Origin of the sequence: Pseudoalteromonas sp. Z1A8 (assembly GCF_011378855.1) — a bacterium.
Taxonomy (GTDB): Bacteria; Pseudomonadota; Gammaproteobacteria; order Enterobacterales; family Alteromonadaceae; genus Pseudoalteromonas.
This window is the reverse complement of the sequence record NZ_WTLB01000009.1, coordinates 37,010-53,901: the sequence shown is the minus strand read 5'-3', so window position 1 is coordinate 53,901 and position 16,892 is coordinate 37,010. Positions and strand designations below refer to the sequence as shown.

General features: G+C 40.2%; 16 protein-coding genes. 3 read left to right on the top strand and 13 right to left on the bottom strand.

The genetic code is table 11. The features are described 5' to 3' along the window. Positions 1–122 precede the first annotated feature (122 nt). The 13 genes from GQR55_RS05515 to GQR55_RS05455 form a co-directional block, all read right to left on the bottom strand. Positions 123–1,550 carry an NAD-dependent succinate-semialdehyde dehydrogenase gene (locus GQR55_RS05515; protein ID WP_166419765.1) on the bottom strand — a complete coding sequence of 476 codons (1,428 nt, stop codon included), beginning with the start codon at positions 1,548–1,550 and terminating at the stop codon, positions 123–125. A 248-nt stretch (positions 1,551–1,798) separates the two neighbouring features. Beyond that, on the bottom strand, positions 1,799–2,137 hold the full coding sequence (fdx, locus tag GQR55_RS05510) for an ISC system 2Fe-2S type ferredoxin (protein WP_165735300.1): 339 nt from the start codon (positions 2,135–2,137) through the stop codon (positions 1,799–1,801). An 11-nt stretch (positions 2,138–2,148) separates the two neighbouring features. Then, a complete protein-coding gene (gene hscA / locus GQR55_RS05505) occupies positions 2,149–4,011 on the bottom strand; it encodes a Fe-S protein assembly chaperone HscA (protein WP_166419764.1) in 1,863 nt (620 codons plus the stop codon). Between the two features lie 41 nt (positions 4,012–4,052). Beyond that, positions 4,053–4,580, bottom strand: a complete 528-nt coding sequence (hscB, locus tag GQR55_RS05500) for a co-chaperone HscB (protein ID WP_166419763.1) — start codon at positions 4,578–4,580, stop codon at positions 4,053–4,055. Between the two features lie 95 nt (positions 4,581–4,675). Next, the gene (gene iscA, locus GQR55_RS05495; protein ID WP_007377674.1) at positions 4,676–4,999 is read right to left on the bottom strand and encodes an iron-sulfur cluster assembly protein IscA; all 324 of its coding nucleotides are present in this window, start codon (positions 4,997–4,999) and stop codon (positions 4,676–4,678) included. Positions 5,000–5,011: 12 nt separating this feature from the next. Beyond that, on the bottom strand, positions 5,012–5,395 hold the full coding sequence (iscU, locus tag GQR55_RS05490) for a Fe-S cluster assembly scaffold IscU (protein WP_002958426.1): 384 nt from the start codon (positions 5,393–5,395) through the stop codon (positions 5,012–5,014). 41 nt (positions 5,396–5,436) lie between these two features. Beyond that, on the bottom strand, positions 5,437–6,654 hold the full coding sequence (locus GQR55_RS05485; protein ID WP_002958425.1) for an IscS subfamily cysteine desulfurase: 1,218 nt from the start codon (positions 6,652–6,654) through the stop codon (positions 5,437–5,439). 24 nt (positions 6,655–6,678) lie between these two features. Then, on the bottom strand, positions 6,679–7,170 hold the full coding sequence (gene iscR / locus GQR55_RS05480) for a Fe-S cluster assembly transcriptional regulator IscR (protein WP_166419762.1): 492 nt from the start codon (positions 7,168–7,170) through the stop codon (positions 6,679–6,681). Between the two features lie 236 nt (positions 7,171–7,406). After that, entirely contained in the window at positions 7,407–8,132 is a 726-nt protein-coding gene (trmJ, locus tag GQR55_RS05475; protein WP_024589846.1) for a tRNA (cytosine(32)/uridine(32)-2'-O)-methyltransferase TrmJ, read from the bottom strand. 195 nt (positions 8,133–8,327) lie between these two features. Next, the gene (locus tag GQR55_RS05470) at positions 8,328–9,083 is read right to left on the bottom strand and encodes a class I SAM-dependent methyltransferase (protein WP_007586369.1); all 756 of its coding nucleotides are present in this window, start codon (positions 9,081–9,083) and stop codon (positions 8,328–8,330) included. Between the two features lie 57 nt (positions 9,084–9,140). Further along, complete coding sequence (locus tag GQR55_RS05465) at positions 9,141–10,319, bottom strand: response regulator (RefSeq protein ID WP_166419761.1); 1,179 nt, start codon at positions 10,317–10,319, stop codon at positions 9,141–9,143. A 140-nt stretch (positions 10,320–10,459) separates the two neighbouring features. After that, a complete protein-coding gene (gene prlC / locus GQR55_RS05460) occupies positions 10,460–12,499 on the bottom strand; it encodes an oligopeptidase A (protein ID WP_166419760.1) in 2,040 nt (679 codons plus the stop codon). A gap of 345 nt (positions 12,500–12,844) precedes the next feature. Further along, positions 12,845–13,525, bottom strand: a complete 681-nt coding sequence (locus GQR55_RS05455; RefSeq protein WP_166419759.1) for a DUF2461 domain-containing protein — start codon at positions 13,523–13,525, stop codon at positions 12,845–12,847. 78 nt (positions 13,526–13,603) lie between these two features. Here GQR55_RS05455 and gorA point away from each other — a divergent pair, with 78 nt between their 5' ends. From gorA to GQR55_RS05440, 3 genes are all read left to right on the top strand, one after another. Continuing rightward, positions 13,604–14,965, top strand: coding sequence for a glutathione-disulfide reductase (gene gorA / locus GQR55_RS05450; RefSeq protein WP_166419758.1), 1,362 nt, complete (start codon positions 13,604–13,606; stop codon positions 14,963–14,965). Between the two features lie 310 nt (positions 14,966–15,275). Next, positions 15,276–15,908, top strand: a complete 633-nt coding sequence (locus GQR55_RS05445; protein WP_166419757.1) for a hypothetical protein — start codon at positions 15,276–15,278, stop codon at positions 15,906–15,908. A gap of 107 nt (positions 15,909–16,015) precedes the next feature. Beyond that, positions 16,016–16,852, top strand: a complete 837-nt coding sequence (locus GQR55_RS05440) for a mechanosensitive ion channel family protein (protein WP_165739313.1) — start codon at positions 16,016–16,018, stop codon at positions 16,850–16,852. Positions 16,853–16,892 lie beyond the last annotated feature (40 nt).

Genomic DNA, 16,892 nt, shown 5'->3' with positions numbered 1-16,892 from the left:
TGTTCCCAAAGGTAGCATTTAGCGCTTTGGGTAGCAACAGTAAAAGGTAAAGTTCATATATCTGCCATATTAACGTCATAAAAAAGCGCGAAGTAAATTCGCGCTCGTATACTTAACTGCCGTTATATTTTAATACAAACGTATTTTTCTTCTAGGTACTCATCCAGCCCTTGATGCCCACCTTCTCGGCCCAAACCAGATTGTTTAACGCCACCGAAAGGCGCTACTGGGTTTGATATAACACCTTCGTTTACACCTACCATACCAAATTCAAGCCCTTCACTAATTCGGTAAATTTGCTTAATATTTTGGCTGTAAAAGTAGGCTGCCAGACCAAATGGTACATCGTTAGCAAGTGCAAGCACTTCACTTTCTTCATCAAAAGGAATAACCGTTAATACTGGACCAAATACTTCTTCGTGGTAAATATCCATCTCTGTCGTTACGTTGTTTACTATTAATGGGTTTTGAAAGCTGCCACCTAAGTCACTATTATCGCCAATCAACGTAGCACCTTTATCGAGTGCGTCTTGTACTAACTGTTGTACTTTATCTTTGGCTTTAGGGTAAATGAGTGGGCCAATATCAACATCGTCTTCAAAACCATTTGCCACTTTTAGCGCTGCAACCTTAGGCGTGATTTTTGACAGTACTTTGTCGAGAATATTACGCTGTATAAAGATACGGTTTGCAGCAACACATGCCTGCCCACTATTTCTAAATTTAGCCGCCATTAGCCCTTCTACAGCTTCATCTAAATCTGCATTATCAAAAATGATAAAAGGCGCATTGCCGCCAAGCTCCATCGAGGTGCGTTTAATTGTGTCTGCACATTGAGATAGCAACTGCTTACCTACACCGGTAGAGCCGGTAAATGTAAACTTACGCACGACTTCTGAGTCAGTCAGCATTTTACCTACTGTTTTGGCATCTTGTGAAACCAGTACATTAAATGCACCTTTAACAAAACCAGCTTGATCGGCCAAATAAGCAAGTGCGATAGCGCATAGTGGCGTATGTTCAGAAGGTTTAAGTATAAAGCTACAGCCCGCAGCGTAAGCTGGAGCTACTTTACGAGTAACCATAGCAACAGGGAAGTTCCACGGCGTAATACCAGCTACAACACCGACAGGCTGCTTAAAGCTAGTTAAACGATGCGAGTCATCTGTTGGCGGAATTACATCTCCGTAACTACGTTTGGCTTCTTCTGCAAACCATTTGATAAAACCTGCACCGTAATCAATTTCACCAAGGGATTCTTTAAGTGGTTTGCCTTGCTCTTTAGTCATTAGCTCTGCAAGTGTTTGCTTGTGCTTTATAACTAGCTCATACCAGCGCATTAACGTTTCGCTTCGCTGCGTTGCATTCGCCGTTTTTAGTTTTACAAAGGCACCTTGTGCGGCGGTTATTGCATTATTTACGCCTTGCTCGTCTATGTCACTTACATCTACGATACTTTTTTCGGTCGCGGGATCGTTAACGCTAAAGCGCGTATCAGTTTTATAAAATTCGCCGTTAATAAATGAGTCAGAAAAAATAAGATTACTCAAAATACACCTCCGAAATAAATTTTAGGGGTTAGGTTCAACCCGTAGCAGCGGGTTTACCCCGCGTTTATATAATCTGAAAAATACGTAATCATTTTTGAGATAAAACCTAAAATTAGTAAAATTTAGCTTAAAACGTTTGAGATTTAAAAAACGCGACATAAAGTCGCTGCTACATGTTTATGAATGGTTTTTTGAAACAAAAAAGCCGCTGTATCAAACAGCGGCTTTTAAAAATACATCGTTAAAAACTAGTGCTCTTCATTAACGATATTGAGATTGTACTTAGGTATTTCAACCACTAGGTCTTCATCTCTTATAATTGCTTGGCAACCAAGGCGTGACTCAGGCTCTAAACCCCATGCTTTATCTAGCATGTCATCTTCTAGCTCATCACTCTCTTGTAGTGAATCAAATCCTTCACGAATCACTAAATGACACGTAGTACATGCACACGACTTTTCGCAGGCATGTGCAATACTAATGCCATTTTTAAGTGCAGCGTCGAGTACTGTTTGGCCTGCAGGGGCTTCAATTGCAGCGCCGTCAGGACATAATTCAGGATGTGGAAGAAAAACAATTTGTGGCATTCTAATCTCTCTTAAATGTTGTCTACTGACTGCCCTGTAAGGGCCTTTTTAATTGATGCATCCATTCTACGCGATGCAAAGTCGCTACTCGCATTATCGACTTTTTCGATAGCTGCTTTAATTTCGCCAGGCTCTTGTGCATTTTCGCGCACTTTTACCAGTTCTGCAATTTCAGCGCGTAAGTTAGCAAGTTGCATATCGTCAAGTAATGCAGCATCGGCTGCAAGTGATGCATTAAGCGCTTCTATTACGCGTAACGCTTCTACTTGTTGCTCTTTAAGCATACGTGCTTGCATGTCGCCTTTAGCGTTGCTCATTGACTCTTTTAGCATGTTAGCTACTTGGTCGTCAGATAAACCAAACGAAGGCTTAACTTGAATTTCAGCTTGTACGCCTGTTGATTTTTCCATAGCTGAAACACTTAATAGGCCATCAGCATCAACTTTAAAGGTTACACGAATATGCGCAGCACCTGCCGCCATTGGTGGAATACCTTTTAAGCTAAACTTAGCAAGCGATCGACAATCATCAACAAGCTCACGCTCACCTTGCAGCACATGTAATGACATAGCTGTTTGGCCGTCTTTAAACGTCGTAAATTCTTGCGCGCGTGCTACCGGAATTGTTGTATTACGCGGAATGATTTTTTCAACCAAACCACCCATAGTTTCAAGGCCTAGCGATAACGGTAATACATCAAGCAATAGCATGTCAGAATCGGGCTTATTGCCAATTAACACGTCGGCTTGAAGCGCAGCACCTAGGGCTACAACACGATCAGGGTCGATTGAAGTTAGCGGCTCTTTATCAAAAAAGCTTTGTACTTGGCTACGTACCAGTGGCATACGGGTTGAACCGCCTACCATAATAACTTGCAGTACTTCGTCGTTTTCTATGCCAGCATCTTTTACAGCACGACGACACGAACGCAGTGTTTTTTTAACGAGAGGCATAGCCATTTCATCAAACGTTTCGCGTGTTACTTCTACTGTGTATTTTTTATCGTCAAACTCAAGACCCACGTTTACTTTAGCGTATTGGCTTAATGCTTCTTTACACGCTTTTGCTTTATTGATGAATAAACGTAAAACTGAAGGTGACAACGCTGACACACCAGTTTGCTGCTTAAAGTAATCAACAAGTAGTGAGTCAAAGTCATCACCACCGAGACTTGAGTCGCCGCCAGTTGCCATTACTTCAAATACACCTTGGTGTAATCTAAGTACTGATATATCAAATGTACCACCGCCTAAATCGTAAACAGCAATAATACCTTCTTGGCCAGAATCTAAACCATAAGCAACGGCTGCTGCTGTTGGCTCATTTAATAAACGTAGTACGTTAATACCAGCCAGCTCTGCGGCATCTTTAGTACTTTGGCGCTGTGCGTCATCAAAGTACGCTGGTACTGTGATTACAGCCCCTAAAATTTCTTGGTTGCCAAAACTTTGCTCAGCTCGTGCTTTTAATGCAGCTAAAATATGGCTTGATGCTTTAATTGGACTGATTTTACCTGCCGCAGTTTCTATTGCTAGCGCACCATTGTGCTCACAGAACTCATACGGTAGTTGCCCATAACTTTTCTCTATTTCAGCCTGAGTTTTACCTAAAAAACGCTTAACCGAAATAAGTGTATTAGCAGGGTCTTGCGTTGCGGCTTGTGCAGCCTCTGCGCCAACAGTAATACCGCCTGCTTGATAACGAACAACCGACGGTAACATAGCCGCGCCAAGATCATCAGTTAACGTGCGGGCTTCGCCACTTTGTACTGTTGCAACCAATGAATTAGTTGTACCAAGGTCAATACCAATAGCTAGTTTATGTTCGTGTGGTGCCGCGCTCTGCCCCGGCTCAGCAATTTGCAATAATGCCATAATGCTCTTTAAACTCGTGTTGCTCGCTTTGCAGCAAGTAATTAATCGTCAAATAAACTGTCTTCAATGCGCTCTAGTTCGTCACGTAATTTATAAACAAATTTCAGTTTACGAATATTGTCTGCGGCAAGTTGATATTGCTGCTCATCGTTACTTGCTAGTTGCTCGGCAAGTTGTGCACTGTACTGCGCGTTTAGTTGCTTAATTTGTTTTTCAAAATTTGCAATCGCAGTATCAGGATCGCTCGACGATGCTAACTCTTCAAGCTCTTCGCGAAGTTCCATTTGCTGCATTAAAAACATTGGATCTTGCAAGGTTTGCTGCTCTGCACGAATATCAACGCCTAGCTCGCTCAACATATATTCAGCACGCTTTACTGGGTGCTTTAATATTTGTAGCGCATCGTTAATTTCGGCGGCGCTTTGCACAGCCATTAACTTATCGCGACTGCTCGCATTGGCGTGGCGATCGGGATGCACAGTACGTTGTAATTCCAAGTAGTGCTTATTAACTGTTACCAAATCAATATTGTAGTCAACTGGTATTGCAAATAACTCAAAATAGCGCATAACTTCAACCAATAAAATTCAGAAATTAATTTCAAAAATAACAAAGCCCTACATTAACTGGCAGGGCTTATTTATACTACAAAGATCTTTAAAGCTTAAACGGTAAAGCTTTCGCCACAACCACACTCATCTGCTTGATTAGGGTTTCTAAATTTAAACCCTTCATTTAAGCCTTCTTTAGTGTAGTCGAGCTCTGTGCCATCGATGTAAACTAAGCTTTTAGCGTCAACAATTAATGTTACGCCTTTAGCCGCAAAAGTTTCATCGTCTTCGTTTAAATCGTCAACAAACTCAAGTACATAAGCAAGACCTGAACAGCCCGTCGTTTTAATGCCAACGCGCAGGCCTAAACCTTTACCGCGGTTTGCTAAAAATGATTGTACGCGGTTTGCTGCCGCATCTGTCAATGTCACTGCCATGAGTTTCTCTTCTTACTTCGCTTGTTTGCTTTTGTAGTCTGCAATTGCTGCTTGAATTGCGTCTTCGGCTAAAATTGAACAGTGAATTTTCACTGGTGGTAATTCTAGCTCTGCACTGATATCAGTGTTTTTAATTGTCGCTGCTTCGTCTAGCGTTTTGCCTTTAACCCACTCTGTTACAAGTGAAGATGAAGCAATTGCGCTACCACAACCGTAGGTTTTGAATTTTGCATCTTCAATAACGCCAGTGGCAGATACTTTGATTTGCAATTTCATTACGTCACCACATGCTGGTGCGCCTACCATACCCGTTGCCACTGACGGATCATTCTTATCTAGAGTACCTACGTTACGTGGGTTTTCTACGTGGTCGATTACTTTATCACTATAAGCCATTATTCTATCCTCATTACCTGCTAGGGTATGTGCTCACACTATTAGTGGTGAGCCCATTCAACTGAATCTAAATCAATACCTTCTTGATGCATCTCCCAAAGTGGAGACATCTCACGTAGGCGACCGATAGAGTTTTTCATTAATTCGACGGTGTAATCAATCTCTTCTTCGGTAGTAAAGCGACCAATACTAAAACGAATTGAGCTATGTGCTAATTCGTCGTTACGGCCAAGTGCACGTAATACATAAGAAGGCTCTAAGCTTGCAGATGTACAGGCTGAACCTGACGATACTGCAATGTCTTTTACTGCCATAAGTAACGACTCACCTTCAACAAAGTTAAAGCTGATGTTTACAATGCCAGGTACTGATTGGTCTTGCGTGCCGTTAAAGTATACTTCGTCCATATCAGCCATAATGCCGTCGATTAAACGATTACGTAAGGCGCTGATGTGTGCGTGATCTTTTTCGAAATCTTGCTTAGCAATTTTAAACGCTGTACCCATACCCACTAATTGGTGAGTAGCTAGCGTACCAGAGCGCATACCGCGTTCATGTCCGCCACCGTGCATTTGCGCTTCAAGGCGAGCACGTGGTTTACGACGAACGTAAAGTGCACCAACACCTTTAGGGCCATACACTTTATGTGCAGAGAACGACATAAAATCAACTTTAAGCTGTTGCACGTCGATTAATACTTTACCCGCGCTTTGCGCTGCATCTACGTGGAACATAATTTTACGTTCGCGACACATTTCGCCAATAGTCGCGATATCTTGAATTACACCTAGCTCGTTATTAACGTGCATGATGCTTACAAGTACTGTGTCGTCACGCATTGTGTCGGCAAGTTTTTGTAAATCAAGTAGGCCGTTTTCTTCAACGTCCATGTAAGTTACTTCAAAACCTTGGCGCTCAAGCTCACGACATGTGTCGATTACAGCTTTATGCTCAGTTTTAGCGGTAATAACGTGCTTACCTTTTTTCTTGTAAAACTGTGCTGCACCTTTAATAGCAAGGTTATTTGATTCAGTTGCACCCGATGTGAAAACAATTTCACGTGGGTCTGCATTAATTAAATCAGCAATATCTGTACGTGCTTGGTCAACAGCTTCTTCTGCTTGCCAACCAAAACGATGTGAGCGTGACGCAGGATTACCAAACTTACCGTCCATTGTCAGGCATTGCATCATTTCTTTAGCAACACGTTCATCAACAGGCGTGGTCGCTGCGTAATCTAAATAAATCGGTAACTTCATTTCTCTCTCCGCTGCAGGTCAACCTTAAAGTTGACAGCTTACTTGAATGTTTTCCAACTGCTTAATTGCATTATTAATACTGTTATCTTGGCGCGATGCTATTTCTTTAACATCTGATTTTTTCACCAATTCAGCAAGGGTAATATTATTCAAAAATTCTTCTATGCGTGCGCTTAAGTCTGACCACAAATTATGTGTTAAACAACGCATACCACTCTGACAGCCGGTATCGGCACCTTGGCAACGTGTTGCATCAACCGATTCGTCTACGGCGCTAATAATATCGCCAACAGAGATAACGCCCGCTTCACGTCCTAGTAAATAACCACCACCAGGTCCACGAACAGAACTTACTAGGCCATTTTTACGTAAACGAGCAAATAATTGTTCAAGGTAAGACAAAGAAATTTCTTGTCTTTGTGAAATATCAGCAAGGGCTACAGGACCTACACCTGTGTGTAGTGCAACATCCAGCATAGCTGTAACGGCATATCTGCCTTTTGATGTTAACTTCATAACGCCCCCTGCACAAAAGAGTGCAAATTTTAATTACCAGAGTAAATTAGTCAAGTATTATCACTTGATAAAAATTTGATTTAGAAACTCTTACTTTTAAATTGTAGAGTTAACAAATTTTTAATACTTGACCTCTTTGGTCAAGTATTACAGCCATTGTAATTACCTGAGTATTTTAGTCAAGTATTAGCTAGTTATTTACCCTTTGGTTTTTATAACTAATAGCTATACCTAAGTTACTTAGGGATAGCCTTATTAATTGAGGTGAGAATACCGCGTAAAATATTCATTTCGGCATCTTCAGGGTGGGCGCGGTTAAATAAACGACGTAATTTAGTCATAACTAAACCAGGGTGTTGTTTGATGATAAAACCTGTTTTGAAAAGCGTATCTTCAAGGTGATCATAAAACAGCTCTGTTTGCTTTGAACTTGGGTAAACTGCGTCGTCTTCTTCAACCTTTTTAGGTTGTTGATTCAAAAATGCCATGCGCGTTTCGTAGCTAAGCGTTTGTACGGCCATTGCTAAATTAAGCGAGCTATATTCTGGATTAGCAGGAATACATACATGATAATTACAAAGCTGTAATTCTTCATTAGTTAAACCACTGTTTTCACGACCAAATACTAAAGCTACAGGACCATTTACGGCTTCAGCAACGAGTTTTTCACCACATTCACGTGGTTCAACCATTGGCCACGAAAGCGTGCGAGAGCGCGCACTAGTACCAATAGTTAATGTACAGTCAGCTATAGCTTCTTCAACAGTACCTACAATAACTGCGTTGCCTAAAACATCAGTTGCGCCGGCAGCAAGTGCACTTGCTTGGCTATCGATTTCGCAGGCAGGATCAACTAAATAAAGTTTTGATAAACCCATGGTTTTCATGGCGCGAGCCGCCGAACCAATATTGCCGGAATGTGACGTGTTAACTAAAACAATGCGAATATCATCTAAGATCATTACTGTGCTACTTTGCTATGCCAAAAAATTGCGCAAATTCTAACATGAAAATGTAATAAGATCCTAGATTCAAAAGGCTAGATCCTAAGATCAAACCCAATATTACGATTCTTACATGGATAAGTTGTCGCTGAAATCAAAGTATGGTTTCAGCGACATAAATTCTAGGGATATAACGCCGATTTGTTTTGATGCTTAAATCATTGCCGCCTTTACATAGACATCAAAACGGTTCTTTTTGGTTTTGATCTGCATACTTGGGGTTTTTTCGTTTAAGAATGGAGCGTAATCGGGGCGCTTTACAACAACACGCTTACTGGCAAGTGGATAGGCAAAATCAAGTAGGTCGTCAGCGTCGTTGTCTGCACCAACAAGCTCTTGGAATACGCGCATTTCTTTTTTAACTAATGCTGATTTTTCGCGATGCGGGAACATGGGATCTAAATAAACAACATCAGGCATGCTTTCGCATTGAGAGAGCAAAGTATGACTTGAGCCAAATATTAGGCTCATGTTTTCTTTCATCCACAAACCAATTTCAATATCGCTATAGGCTCGCTTTAAACCATCGTATAAAAGTGCAGCTACAACCGGGTGACGTTCATGTAATATAACTTTGCACCCTAGCGAGGCAAGTACAAAACCATCTCGCCCTAAACCAGCGGTAGCATCAAGTACAACAGGCGTTGCGCCTTTATTTAAACCCACCGCTTTGGCAATTGCTTGCCCTTTACCACCGCCAAACTTACGCCTATGGGCGGCAGCACCGGTTACAAAATCAACGTTAATTGCACCTAGTTTTGGCTCGTCGGTTTTAAATAGACTTAATCCTTTATCATCGTAATGTAAGCTAAAGCCACTGCAATTTTGCGCCCATTGGGCTAAACCAAAGCGTGTTTCTAATTCATTTAAATAAGGGCGTAACTCTTTAAAAGCACACTGAATAACCACAATAAACTCCGACGATAAAATACGCCTGCAGTATATCAACCGCTTTGCTTTAAAGCACTAAAATAGCTCTATATCACTATGATGATTAGTATTAACCTTAGTTGCTTCTGCTTTACTACGTAAATTAGATATAAGCTCATTGCGGCTTTCGGCAACTTGTTTAAGCTGATATTTGATAAACGCCAAATCACTATTAGCCGATACAAACAACTGCATTGTTTGATCCAATTGAGATATGTATAAAGTGAGATCCGCAGAATTTGCTTGTGTTTGTTGTAGCTTAATAGCGCAGTCAAGTTCATGTAGCTGCTCTATAAACACTTTAGTACTTTTGTTTTGCTCTACATTTTGAGTAGTTAACTGCTTAACAATATCTTGAAGGGCTGTACTTATTTGAGCTGCCTGCTCATAACTGCTTTCGCTTCTTTCCATAGTCACAACCTTTTCGTTGGTCGCTTCTAATATATGCGGAAACAGATCTTTGTAGCGCCCATATAAAGCATCGTTATCAACGGGCATATTTTTTATTAAAAGGGATACTTTGGGGTAGTTAATAATAGTACTGCTGCCAATATCAACAAATCGTTTGGCATGTCGATGCTGCTCTAGCAGCTCTTGCTCTAATGGGCACACACCACTTTGCTGACTGTAAAACATACCTTTGCTTTGATACCAAAACACCACAACAACATCTAAATTTAAAGGTGCAAAAAAAGCTAAAAAATATTCACTCAATAACTGTAAGTTATTAGCATGATAACTTTGCCCAACGTAGCGCATTATGCGTCCCATATCGCCGGATTCTGTCATTGCCATTTCAGCAGTTTTATTTGCTTTTACTATATCTAGTTTTAGCTTTACACATTTTTGTCTGTATTCATAAAGCACTTTTATACGTGCTATTAGCTCTTCTGTATTAAAAGGCTTAGTAATGTAATCGGATGCGCCAACACTGTAACCTTTTACACGATCACTAAGCTCTATTTTAGATGAGAGAAACATAACGGGAATATCTTGGGTGTTTTCATTCTGTTTTATTGTTTTACATACCTCATAGCCTGACATACCTGGCATTTCAATATCGAGTAAAATAATATCTGGGTTGTATTTATTGGTTAGCCTTAATCCTTCATCGCCATCTTTTGCATGAATAATTTTACAAAACCCTGCTAAAGACTCTTCAATTATATGATGAACATATTTGTCGTCATCAATTGCCAATACCAACTTTGCCATGCCTTAGTCCATTTTAATAGGTGTGTTAAAAGCATAGTACGGCAGGATAAAATTACTAAAAATTATTAGCTAATAATTTTAAAATAATAAAAAAGCGCCATTGAGGCGCTTTAATTTGGTTTGTGCTGAACATTTTGTTTTTAAACAGCAATACCACTGTGACGCAGTAATGCATCAACATTAGGCTCTCGCCCACGGAATTTTTTAAATAACTCCATTGGCTCTTCGCTACCGCCTTTCTCTAAAATGTTTTGCATAAAGGCTTGCCCTGTTTCGGCATTAAAAATACCTTCTTCTTCAAATTTAGAAAATGCATCTGCCGAAAGTACTTCAGCCCATTTATATGAGTAGTAACCTGCACTATAACCGCCCGCAAAAATGTGGCTAAAACCATTTTGAAAACGGTTAAACTCTGGCGGTTTAACAATTGATGTACGGCTACGTACGTCGTTTAGTATCGCTTGAATTTGACAAGGTTCATTTGCTACATAGTCATTATGTATTTTAAAGTCGAATAGCGAAAACTCAATTTGACGCAGCATTTGTACGCCTGAATTGTAATTTTTAGCGGCAAGTAACTTATCAAGTAACTCTTTAGGTAATGGCTCACCCGTTTCATAGTGACCCGAAATAAAGCTCAGGGCTTCTTCGTCATAACACCAGTTTTCTAAAAACTGACTAGGAAGCTCTACCGCATCCCACGCTACACCATTAATGCCAGCCACTGGCGCGGCATCAACTTGTGTAAGCATGTGGTGAATACCATGACCAAACTCATGAAATAACGTAGTTACTTCGTCATGAGTAAACAGCGCAGGTTTGTCGCCAACCGCTTTATTAAAGTTACACACTAGATAAGCCACTGGAGTTTGTAGCTCGCCGTTAGCACGGACTTTACGCCCCATACAGTCGTCCATCCACGCACCACCGCGTTTGTGGTCGCGTGCATATAAATCAAGATAAAAGCGACCACGTAACGTGCCACTGCTATCTACAATTTCAAAAAAGCGTACATCTTTGTGATAAGTATCAAAATCGGTAACTTCTTTTACGCTAATACCAAATAAACGATTAACGGTTTCGAATAAGCCGCTAAGTACTTTATTTGCTGGGAAGTAAGGACGTAGTACTTCATCTGAAATAGCGTACTTTTCTTGCTTAAGCTTTTCGCTGTAGTAACCAAAATCCCATGCTTCTAATTCAGAAATACCGTGTTTTTGCTCAGCATAGGCTTTTAGCTCTGCGACTTCTTGCTCTGCTTGTGGTTTTGATTTAGCTGCTAGGTCTTCTAAAAATGAGAATACTTGTTCTGGTGTTTCGGCCATTTTAGTCGCTAGTGACTTTTCAGCGTAGCTGTTGAATCCTAGTAACTGTGCAAGCTCATGGCGAAGCGCAAGCTCCTCACTCATAATATCTGAGTTATCAAATTCACCGGCGTTAGGGCCTTGATCTGATGCCCGCGTAGAAAATGCAGTGTAGGTTTCTCTGCGTAGTTCGCGGTTATCTGCGTAAGCCATTATTGGTAAATATGATGGAAAATCGAGTGTAAATAACCAGCCATCTAATTCTTTACTTTTTGCTGTATCGGCTGCAAGTGCAAGAGCTGATTCTGGCAAGCCTGCTAAATCGCTTTCATCAGTAATGTGTTTGTGCCACGCTAAAGTCGCATCCATTACATTGTTGCCAAATTTTGAGGCAAGCTCTGATAAACGCGCACTAATTTCGCCGTAGCGCTTTTGCTGCTTCGGTGCTAATGCAATTCCCGATAATTTAAAATCACGTAGCGCATTAGTAATTGTTTTTTGTTGTGCTGTAGTCAGCGTTTTAAATTCGTCGCTGTTATAAAGCGTATTGTACGCAGTGTATAAACCTTGATGCTGGCCTACAAATGTCGAATATTCAGATATTAACGGTAAGCACTGCTCATAAGCCTCGCGTAATTCGTCGTTATTCATTACTGAGTTTAAATGCGATACAGGGGAGAACATGCGCGATAATTTATCGTCGGCTTCTTCAAGGGGTAATACTAAGTCATCCCACGTGTACGAACCTTTTGCTAGCACGTCATCAATGGCTTTACGACAAAGCTCAATACCGTCTTTTAGTGCTGGTACTACGTACTCAGGCTTTATTTTTGAAAATGGTGGTAAGCCTTCAAGGCCAATTAGTGGGTTGCTCATAAATACTCTCTTTGCGTTAATGCATTACGTTTAAGTTGGGTCTAAAAGTAAAAAAACAACTCAGCCGCTTTTAAGTTATGTGATTTTAATAGGGTTGATCCAGAGCAAAACACAAATAACCCATTAATGAGTCAGCCACTTTATAACGCTCTAGGGCGTGTTGAACTTTGTGGATTGAAATTTGTTCAATCTAGGGGCGATTAAATCACGGCGCGAGGTTTGTAACCTAGTGGGCTAAGTAAAAACCGAGCAACAAAGAGTTAATCGTCCCTAGAAAGAACCCAAAGGGCAGCGCATGTTTGGTATTTATGCTGCGTTATCGCCTATTTATGGGGAATAACCACACTATATAGGCTCTGCCTTGCCTAAAAACCAAACACACTGCTGCAAATTCACCCACCAAAGATCAACACGCCCTACTACCGTATCAACTAAGTTATTGCTGCATACTTGTTTTTGAGTAAGTGGGCTCATGGCTATAAAGTCTTTTCGCTTGAGCTCATTTATTAATGGGTGCTCTTTTTCAAACCCTCTTGGCGGTCGCTTTAGTGATTCTCCTGACATTTCGAATATAGATTTAAATTGCTCATCATAAATTGCTTTTTTATAGCTATTTGGGTTTTCATCTATGCAGGTTCTAATTGCGTTAAGCGCCTTTGATTCTGGTCGCCAAATACCCGCACCTATAAAACATTCGTCATTTGCTAAGTGAAAGTAAAACCCCGGGGCGTGTACGTCTTTTCCCATAAAGTGGCGAAATTGAATCCCTACATTAGTTTTATATGGGGTTTTATCTTTACTAAAGCGCGCGTCTTTATGGATTCTCATTAAGCTACCGCCCACTTTTTTATCTGATGCGACAAAATGGCTAGAAACCTCAGCAAGTGGTGCTTGCATTTGCCTAATGAAATCTAAAGCGGGCTCTCTTACGTATTCCTCATACTGTGATTTATGGTCGTTAAACCAGTCTCTATTATTGTTTTGATCAAGCTGAGCAAGAAATTTGAATGTTTTTTTACTAAACATAGGTCACCTAAACACTCTTTATTTTTAAAACTTAATGTTATGCTAATGCGCATAAAACTCAACGCCTAAGGACATAAAATGACACAACACTTTGATTATATTGCAATCGGTGGTGGCAGTGGTGGTATTGCCTCTGCAAATAGAGCGGCAATGCGTGGCGCTAAAGTAGCACTTATAGAAGCAAAACACATGGGTGGCACATGTGTAAACGTAGGCTGCGTACCTAAAAAAGTAATGTGGCACGGTGCTCAGGTTGCCGAAGCAATTAATTTATATGCCCCAGATTACGGCTTTAATGTTGAAGTTAAAGGCTTTGACTGGAGCAAATTAGTAGAAAGCCGTGAAGCCTACATAGGCCGAATTCATAAAGGTTACGACAGTGGCCTGGCTAGCAATGGCGTTACTGTAATTAAAGGCTTTGCTAAATTTGTAGATAACAAAACAGTTGAAGTAAACGGCGAGCACTACACAGCCGACCATATATTAATTGCAGTAGGTGGACGCCCAAGCATTCCGCATATTGAAGGTGCTGAACACGGTATCGATTCAAATGGCTTTTTTGAATTAAAAGAGCAACCTAGACGCGTTGCAGTAATAGGCGCAGGCTACATAGCCGTTGAGCTTGCTGGTGTATTACATGGTTTAGGTACTGAGACACATTTATTTGTACGTAAGCATGCCCCACTTCGTAGTTTTGACCCATATATAGTAGATACGCTTGTTGAAGTAATGGCTGCCGAAGGCCCTACTTTACATACTCACTCTGTACCAAATAAATTGGTTAAAGAAGATGATGGCTCTGTAACACTACATTTAGATAACGGCAAAACTCATAACGTTGATCAAGTAATTTGGGCCATTGGCCGCGAACCAACAACTAATGCTATTAACGTTGCAGCAGCAGGCGTAGAAGTAAACAGCAGTGGTTTTGTAAAAGTTGATGAGTTTCAAAATACCACAGCTAAAAATGTATACGCGGTTGGCGATATCATCGAAAATGGTATTGAACTTACACCAGTAGCAGTAAAAGCAGGCCGTACTTTATCTGAGCGCTTATTTAATAAAGAGCTACCAGATGATTTAAAAATGGATTACAGCTTAGTTCCTACCGTTGTATTTAGTCACCCACCGATTGGGACTATTGGTTTAACTGAGCAAGAAGCTATTTCTCAGTATGGCGAAGAAAACGTTAAGATTTACCAATCTGGTTTTACGGCAATGTACACAGCGGTAACTAAACATCGCCAGCCTTGTAAAATGAAGCTTGTATGTGCCGGCCCAGACGAAAAAGTAGTTGGCCTACATGGCATTGGTTTTGCGGTTGATGAAATGATTCAAGGCTTTGCAGTTGCCATGAAAATGGGCGCTACTAAAGCTGATTTTGATGCAGTTGTTGCGATTCACCCGACAGGCTCGGAAGAATTTGTAACGATGCGCTAGGCGCTAAACTCTAAGCTCTAAGCTCTCAGCTCTCAGCTCTCAGCTCTCAGCTCTCAGCTCTCAGCTCTCAGCTCTCAATTATAAAAAGCCCTTGCTAAGTAAATAGTAAGGGCTTTTTAATGCTTATTATATTGTTCACAGCCAACGTTACATCTAAAACCTTTATTAAACATTAAATAAATATCTAAGCCATTATTTTAACAGCAAAAATATTAGACCGATAAAAATATTAAAAGTTTAAATTTTGTTTTGGCTTTAAGGTATTTTTACAATTAGAATCTCGCGCATTTATAGTTTCTCTTGGTTATTTATGTTTTTACTACGATCATTTATTTACTTACTGTGTCTAGCGGGTGTTGCCTCTTTGATTCAACTTGAAGGATTTGAGTTACAACAAAACGCACTTTACAGTGAAGAAACGCTCACTGAACATATGCAAGATATTTTAACTTTTTTAAGCTGTATTTTGTTTTTCTATGCTTCACGAATTAACTTTCAACTCAAAATACCGGCGGTATTGCTTTCTGCATTAACGGCCATGATGTTTGTGAGAGAGTTTGATACCTCTCTAGACTTATACCTATTTGATGGTGCTTGGCAAAGTATCGTCTATTCTATTTTGGCTGGCGTGTTTGTTTATTTAATAACAAAGAGAGGGAGTACTTTTAACGCTTTAAAAGCCTATAGCCTCACTCCTAGTTATGGAATTTGCTTATCAGGCATGGTTACTTTACTCGCATTTTCGCGAATGATGGGCAAAGGTGCATTTTGGCATTCAGTAATGGGCGATGACTATGTACGCGTAGTGAAAAACATTGTTGAAGAAGGAATAGAAACGCTTGGCTATACTCTAATTTTTATTTCAGCCATTGAGTTTGTACTCATATGCCGAAAAAGAATGGCTAAAAATCACAAGTATTGCACTGATGAAGTAACTCAATAGCGTAGCTCCATTTTTATTGGTTACTTTTTTTGCACTAAATTTGCTAATTGGTTTAATAAATCAATATACTGAGCCTGTTTTTATCAACTCGCGTTTAATTGGATATTATGACTAAAGATATATTGCTGCATCCGTTTCTTCTTTCAATTGTAATGATCACAATTGCATTTGTACTAAAAGTACTTGTTGATAAGCTCGCTAAAAATCGCGCAGAAAAAAAAGAAAAAGATATTCGTTATATCGCACACAATATTAAGCATTTTATTAATTTTGTAATGATGATATCGCTGCTATTTGTGTGGTCTACCGAAATTCAAAACTTTGCACTTTCTATTGCTGCTTTTGCTGTGGCGATTGTACTTGCAACGCGTGAGTTTATTCAGTGTGTTATAGGCTTTTTTTACCTAGTAACAACTCGCCCATTTAGAGTAGGTGACTGGATACAAGTGGGTGATTACTTTGGTGAAGTAGCTGAAACGGATTGGATAAAAACAACCATGCATGAAATTGATATACATACTTATCAATTTTCAAGAAAAACCATATATATTCCTAATAATAAGCTAATTACCAGCTCTATTAAAAACTTAAACTTTGTAAAACGCTTTGTTACACATCATTTTATTATTGTCCGTCGAGAGAGCTTTAACCCGTATCCTATTCACGACACATTGAATGAGCAAGCTAAGCTGTACTGCGAAGAGTTTCAAGAAGTAGCAAGCCGTTATAATTCGATGATTGAGCGCAAACTTGATGCAAAAATCTCTGGTCCAGAGCCGGTAATTCACTTTGGTACAACTGATTTAGGTGAGTTTAAAGCAAGCTTTACCTTGTTTTGCCCGACAGAAAAGGCGCTTGAGATAGAGCATAAATTAACAGAGTGCTTTTTTGCGTTATGGTATGCAGAGGCTGAAAAAAATAAAGTGGATGAAGGCGAGGTATAAACCCCACCTTCATTAAAAAAAAAGCGCGAACTTACTTCGC

Excerpts from the sequence above, each read along its gene's own strand:
- fdx (WP_165735300.1), bottom strand. The coding sequence starts at position 2,137 with ATGCCACAAATTGTTTTTCTTCCACATCCTGAATTATGTCCTGACGGC.
- hscA (WP_166419764.1), bottom strand. The coding sequence starts at position 4,011 with ATGGCATTATTGCAAATTGCTGAGCCGGGGCAGAGCGCGGCACCACAC.
- hscB (WP_166419763.1), bottom strand. The coding sequence starts at position 4,580 with ATGCGCTATTTTGAGTTATTTGCAATACCAGTTGACTACAATATTGAT.
- iscA (WP_007377674.1), bottom strand. The coding sequence starts at position 4,999 with ATGGCAGTGACATTGACAGATGCGGCAGCAAACCGCGTACAATCATTT.
- iscU (WP_002958426.1), bottom strand. The coding sequence starts at position 5,395 with ATGGCTTATAGTGATAAAGTAATCGACCACGTAGAAAACCCACGTAAC.
- GQR55_RS05485 (WP_002958425.1), bottom strand. The coding sequence starts at position 6,654 with ATGAAGTTACCGATTTATTTAGATTACGCAGCGACCACGCCTGTTGAT.
- iscR (WP_166419762.1), bottom strand. The coding sequence starts at position 7,170 with ATGAAGTTAACATCAAAAGGCAGATATGCCGTTACAGCTATGCTGGAT.
- trmJ (WP_024589846.1), bottom strand. The coding sequence starts at position 8,132 with ATGATCTTAGATGATATTCGCATTGTTTTAGTTAACACGTCACATTCC.
- GQR55_RS05465 (WP_166419761.1), bottom strand. The coding sequence starts at position 10,319 with ATGGCAAAGTTGGTATTGGCAATTGATGACGACAAATATGTTCATCAT.
- prlC (WP_166419760.1), bottom strand. The coding sequence starts at position 12,499 with ATGAGCAACCCACTAATTGGCCTTGAAGGCTTACCACCATTTTCAAAA.
- GQR55_RS05455 (WP_166419759.1), bottom strand. The coding sequence starts at position 13,525 with ATGTTTAGTAAAAAAACATTCAAATTTCTTGCTCAGCTTGATCAAAAC.
- gorA (WP_166419758.1), top strand. The coding sequence starts at position 13,604 with ATGACACAACACTTTGATTATATTGCAATCGGTGGTGGCAGTGGTGGT.
- GQR55_RS05445 (WP_166419757.1), top strand. The coding sequence starts at position 15,276 with ATGTTTTTACTACGATCATTTATTTACTTACTGTGTCTAGCGGGTGTT.
- GQR55_RS05440 (WP_165739313.1), top strand. The coding sequence starts at position 16,016 with ATGACTAAAGATATATTGCTGCATCCGTTTCTTCTTTCAATTGTAATG.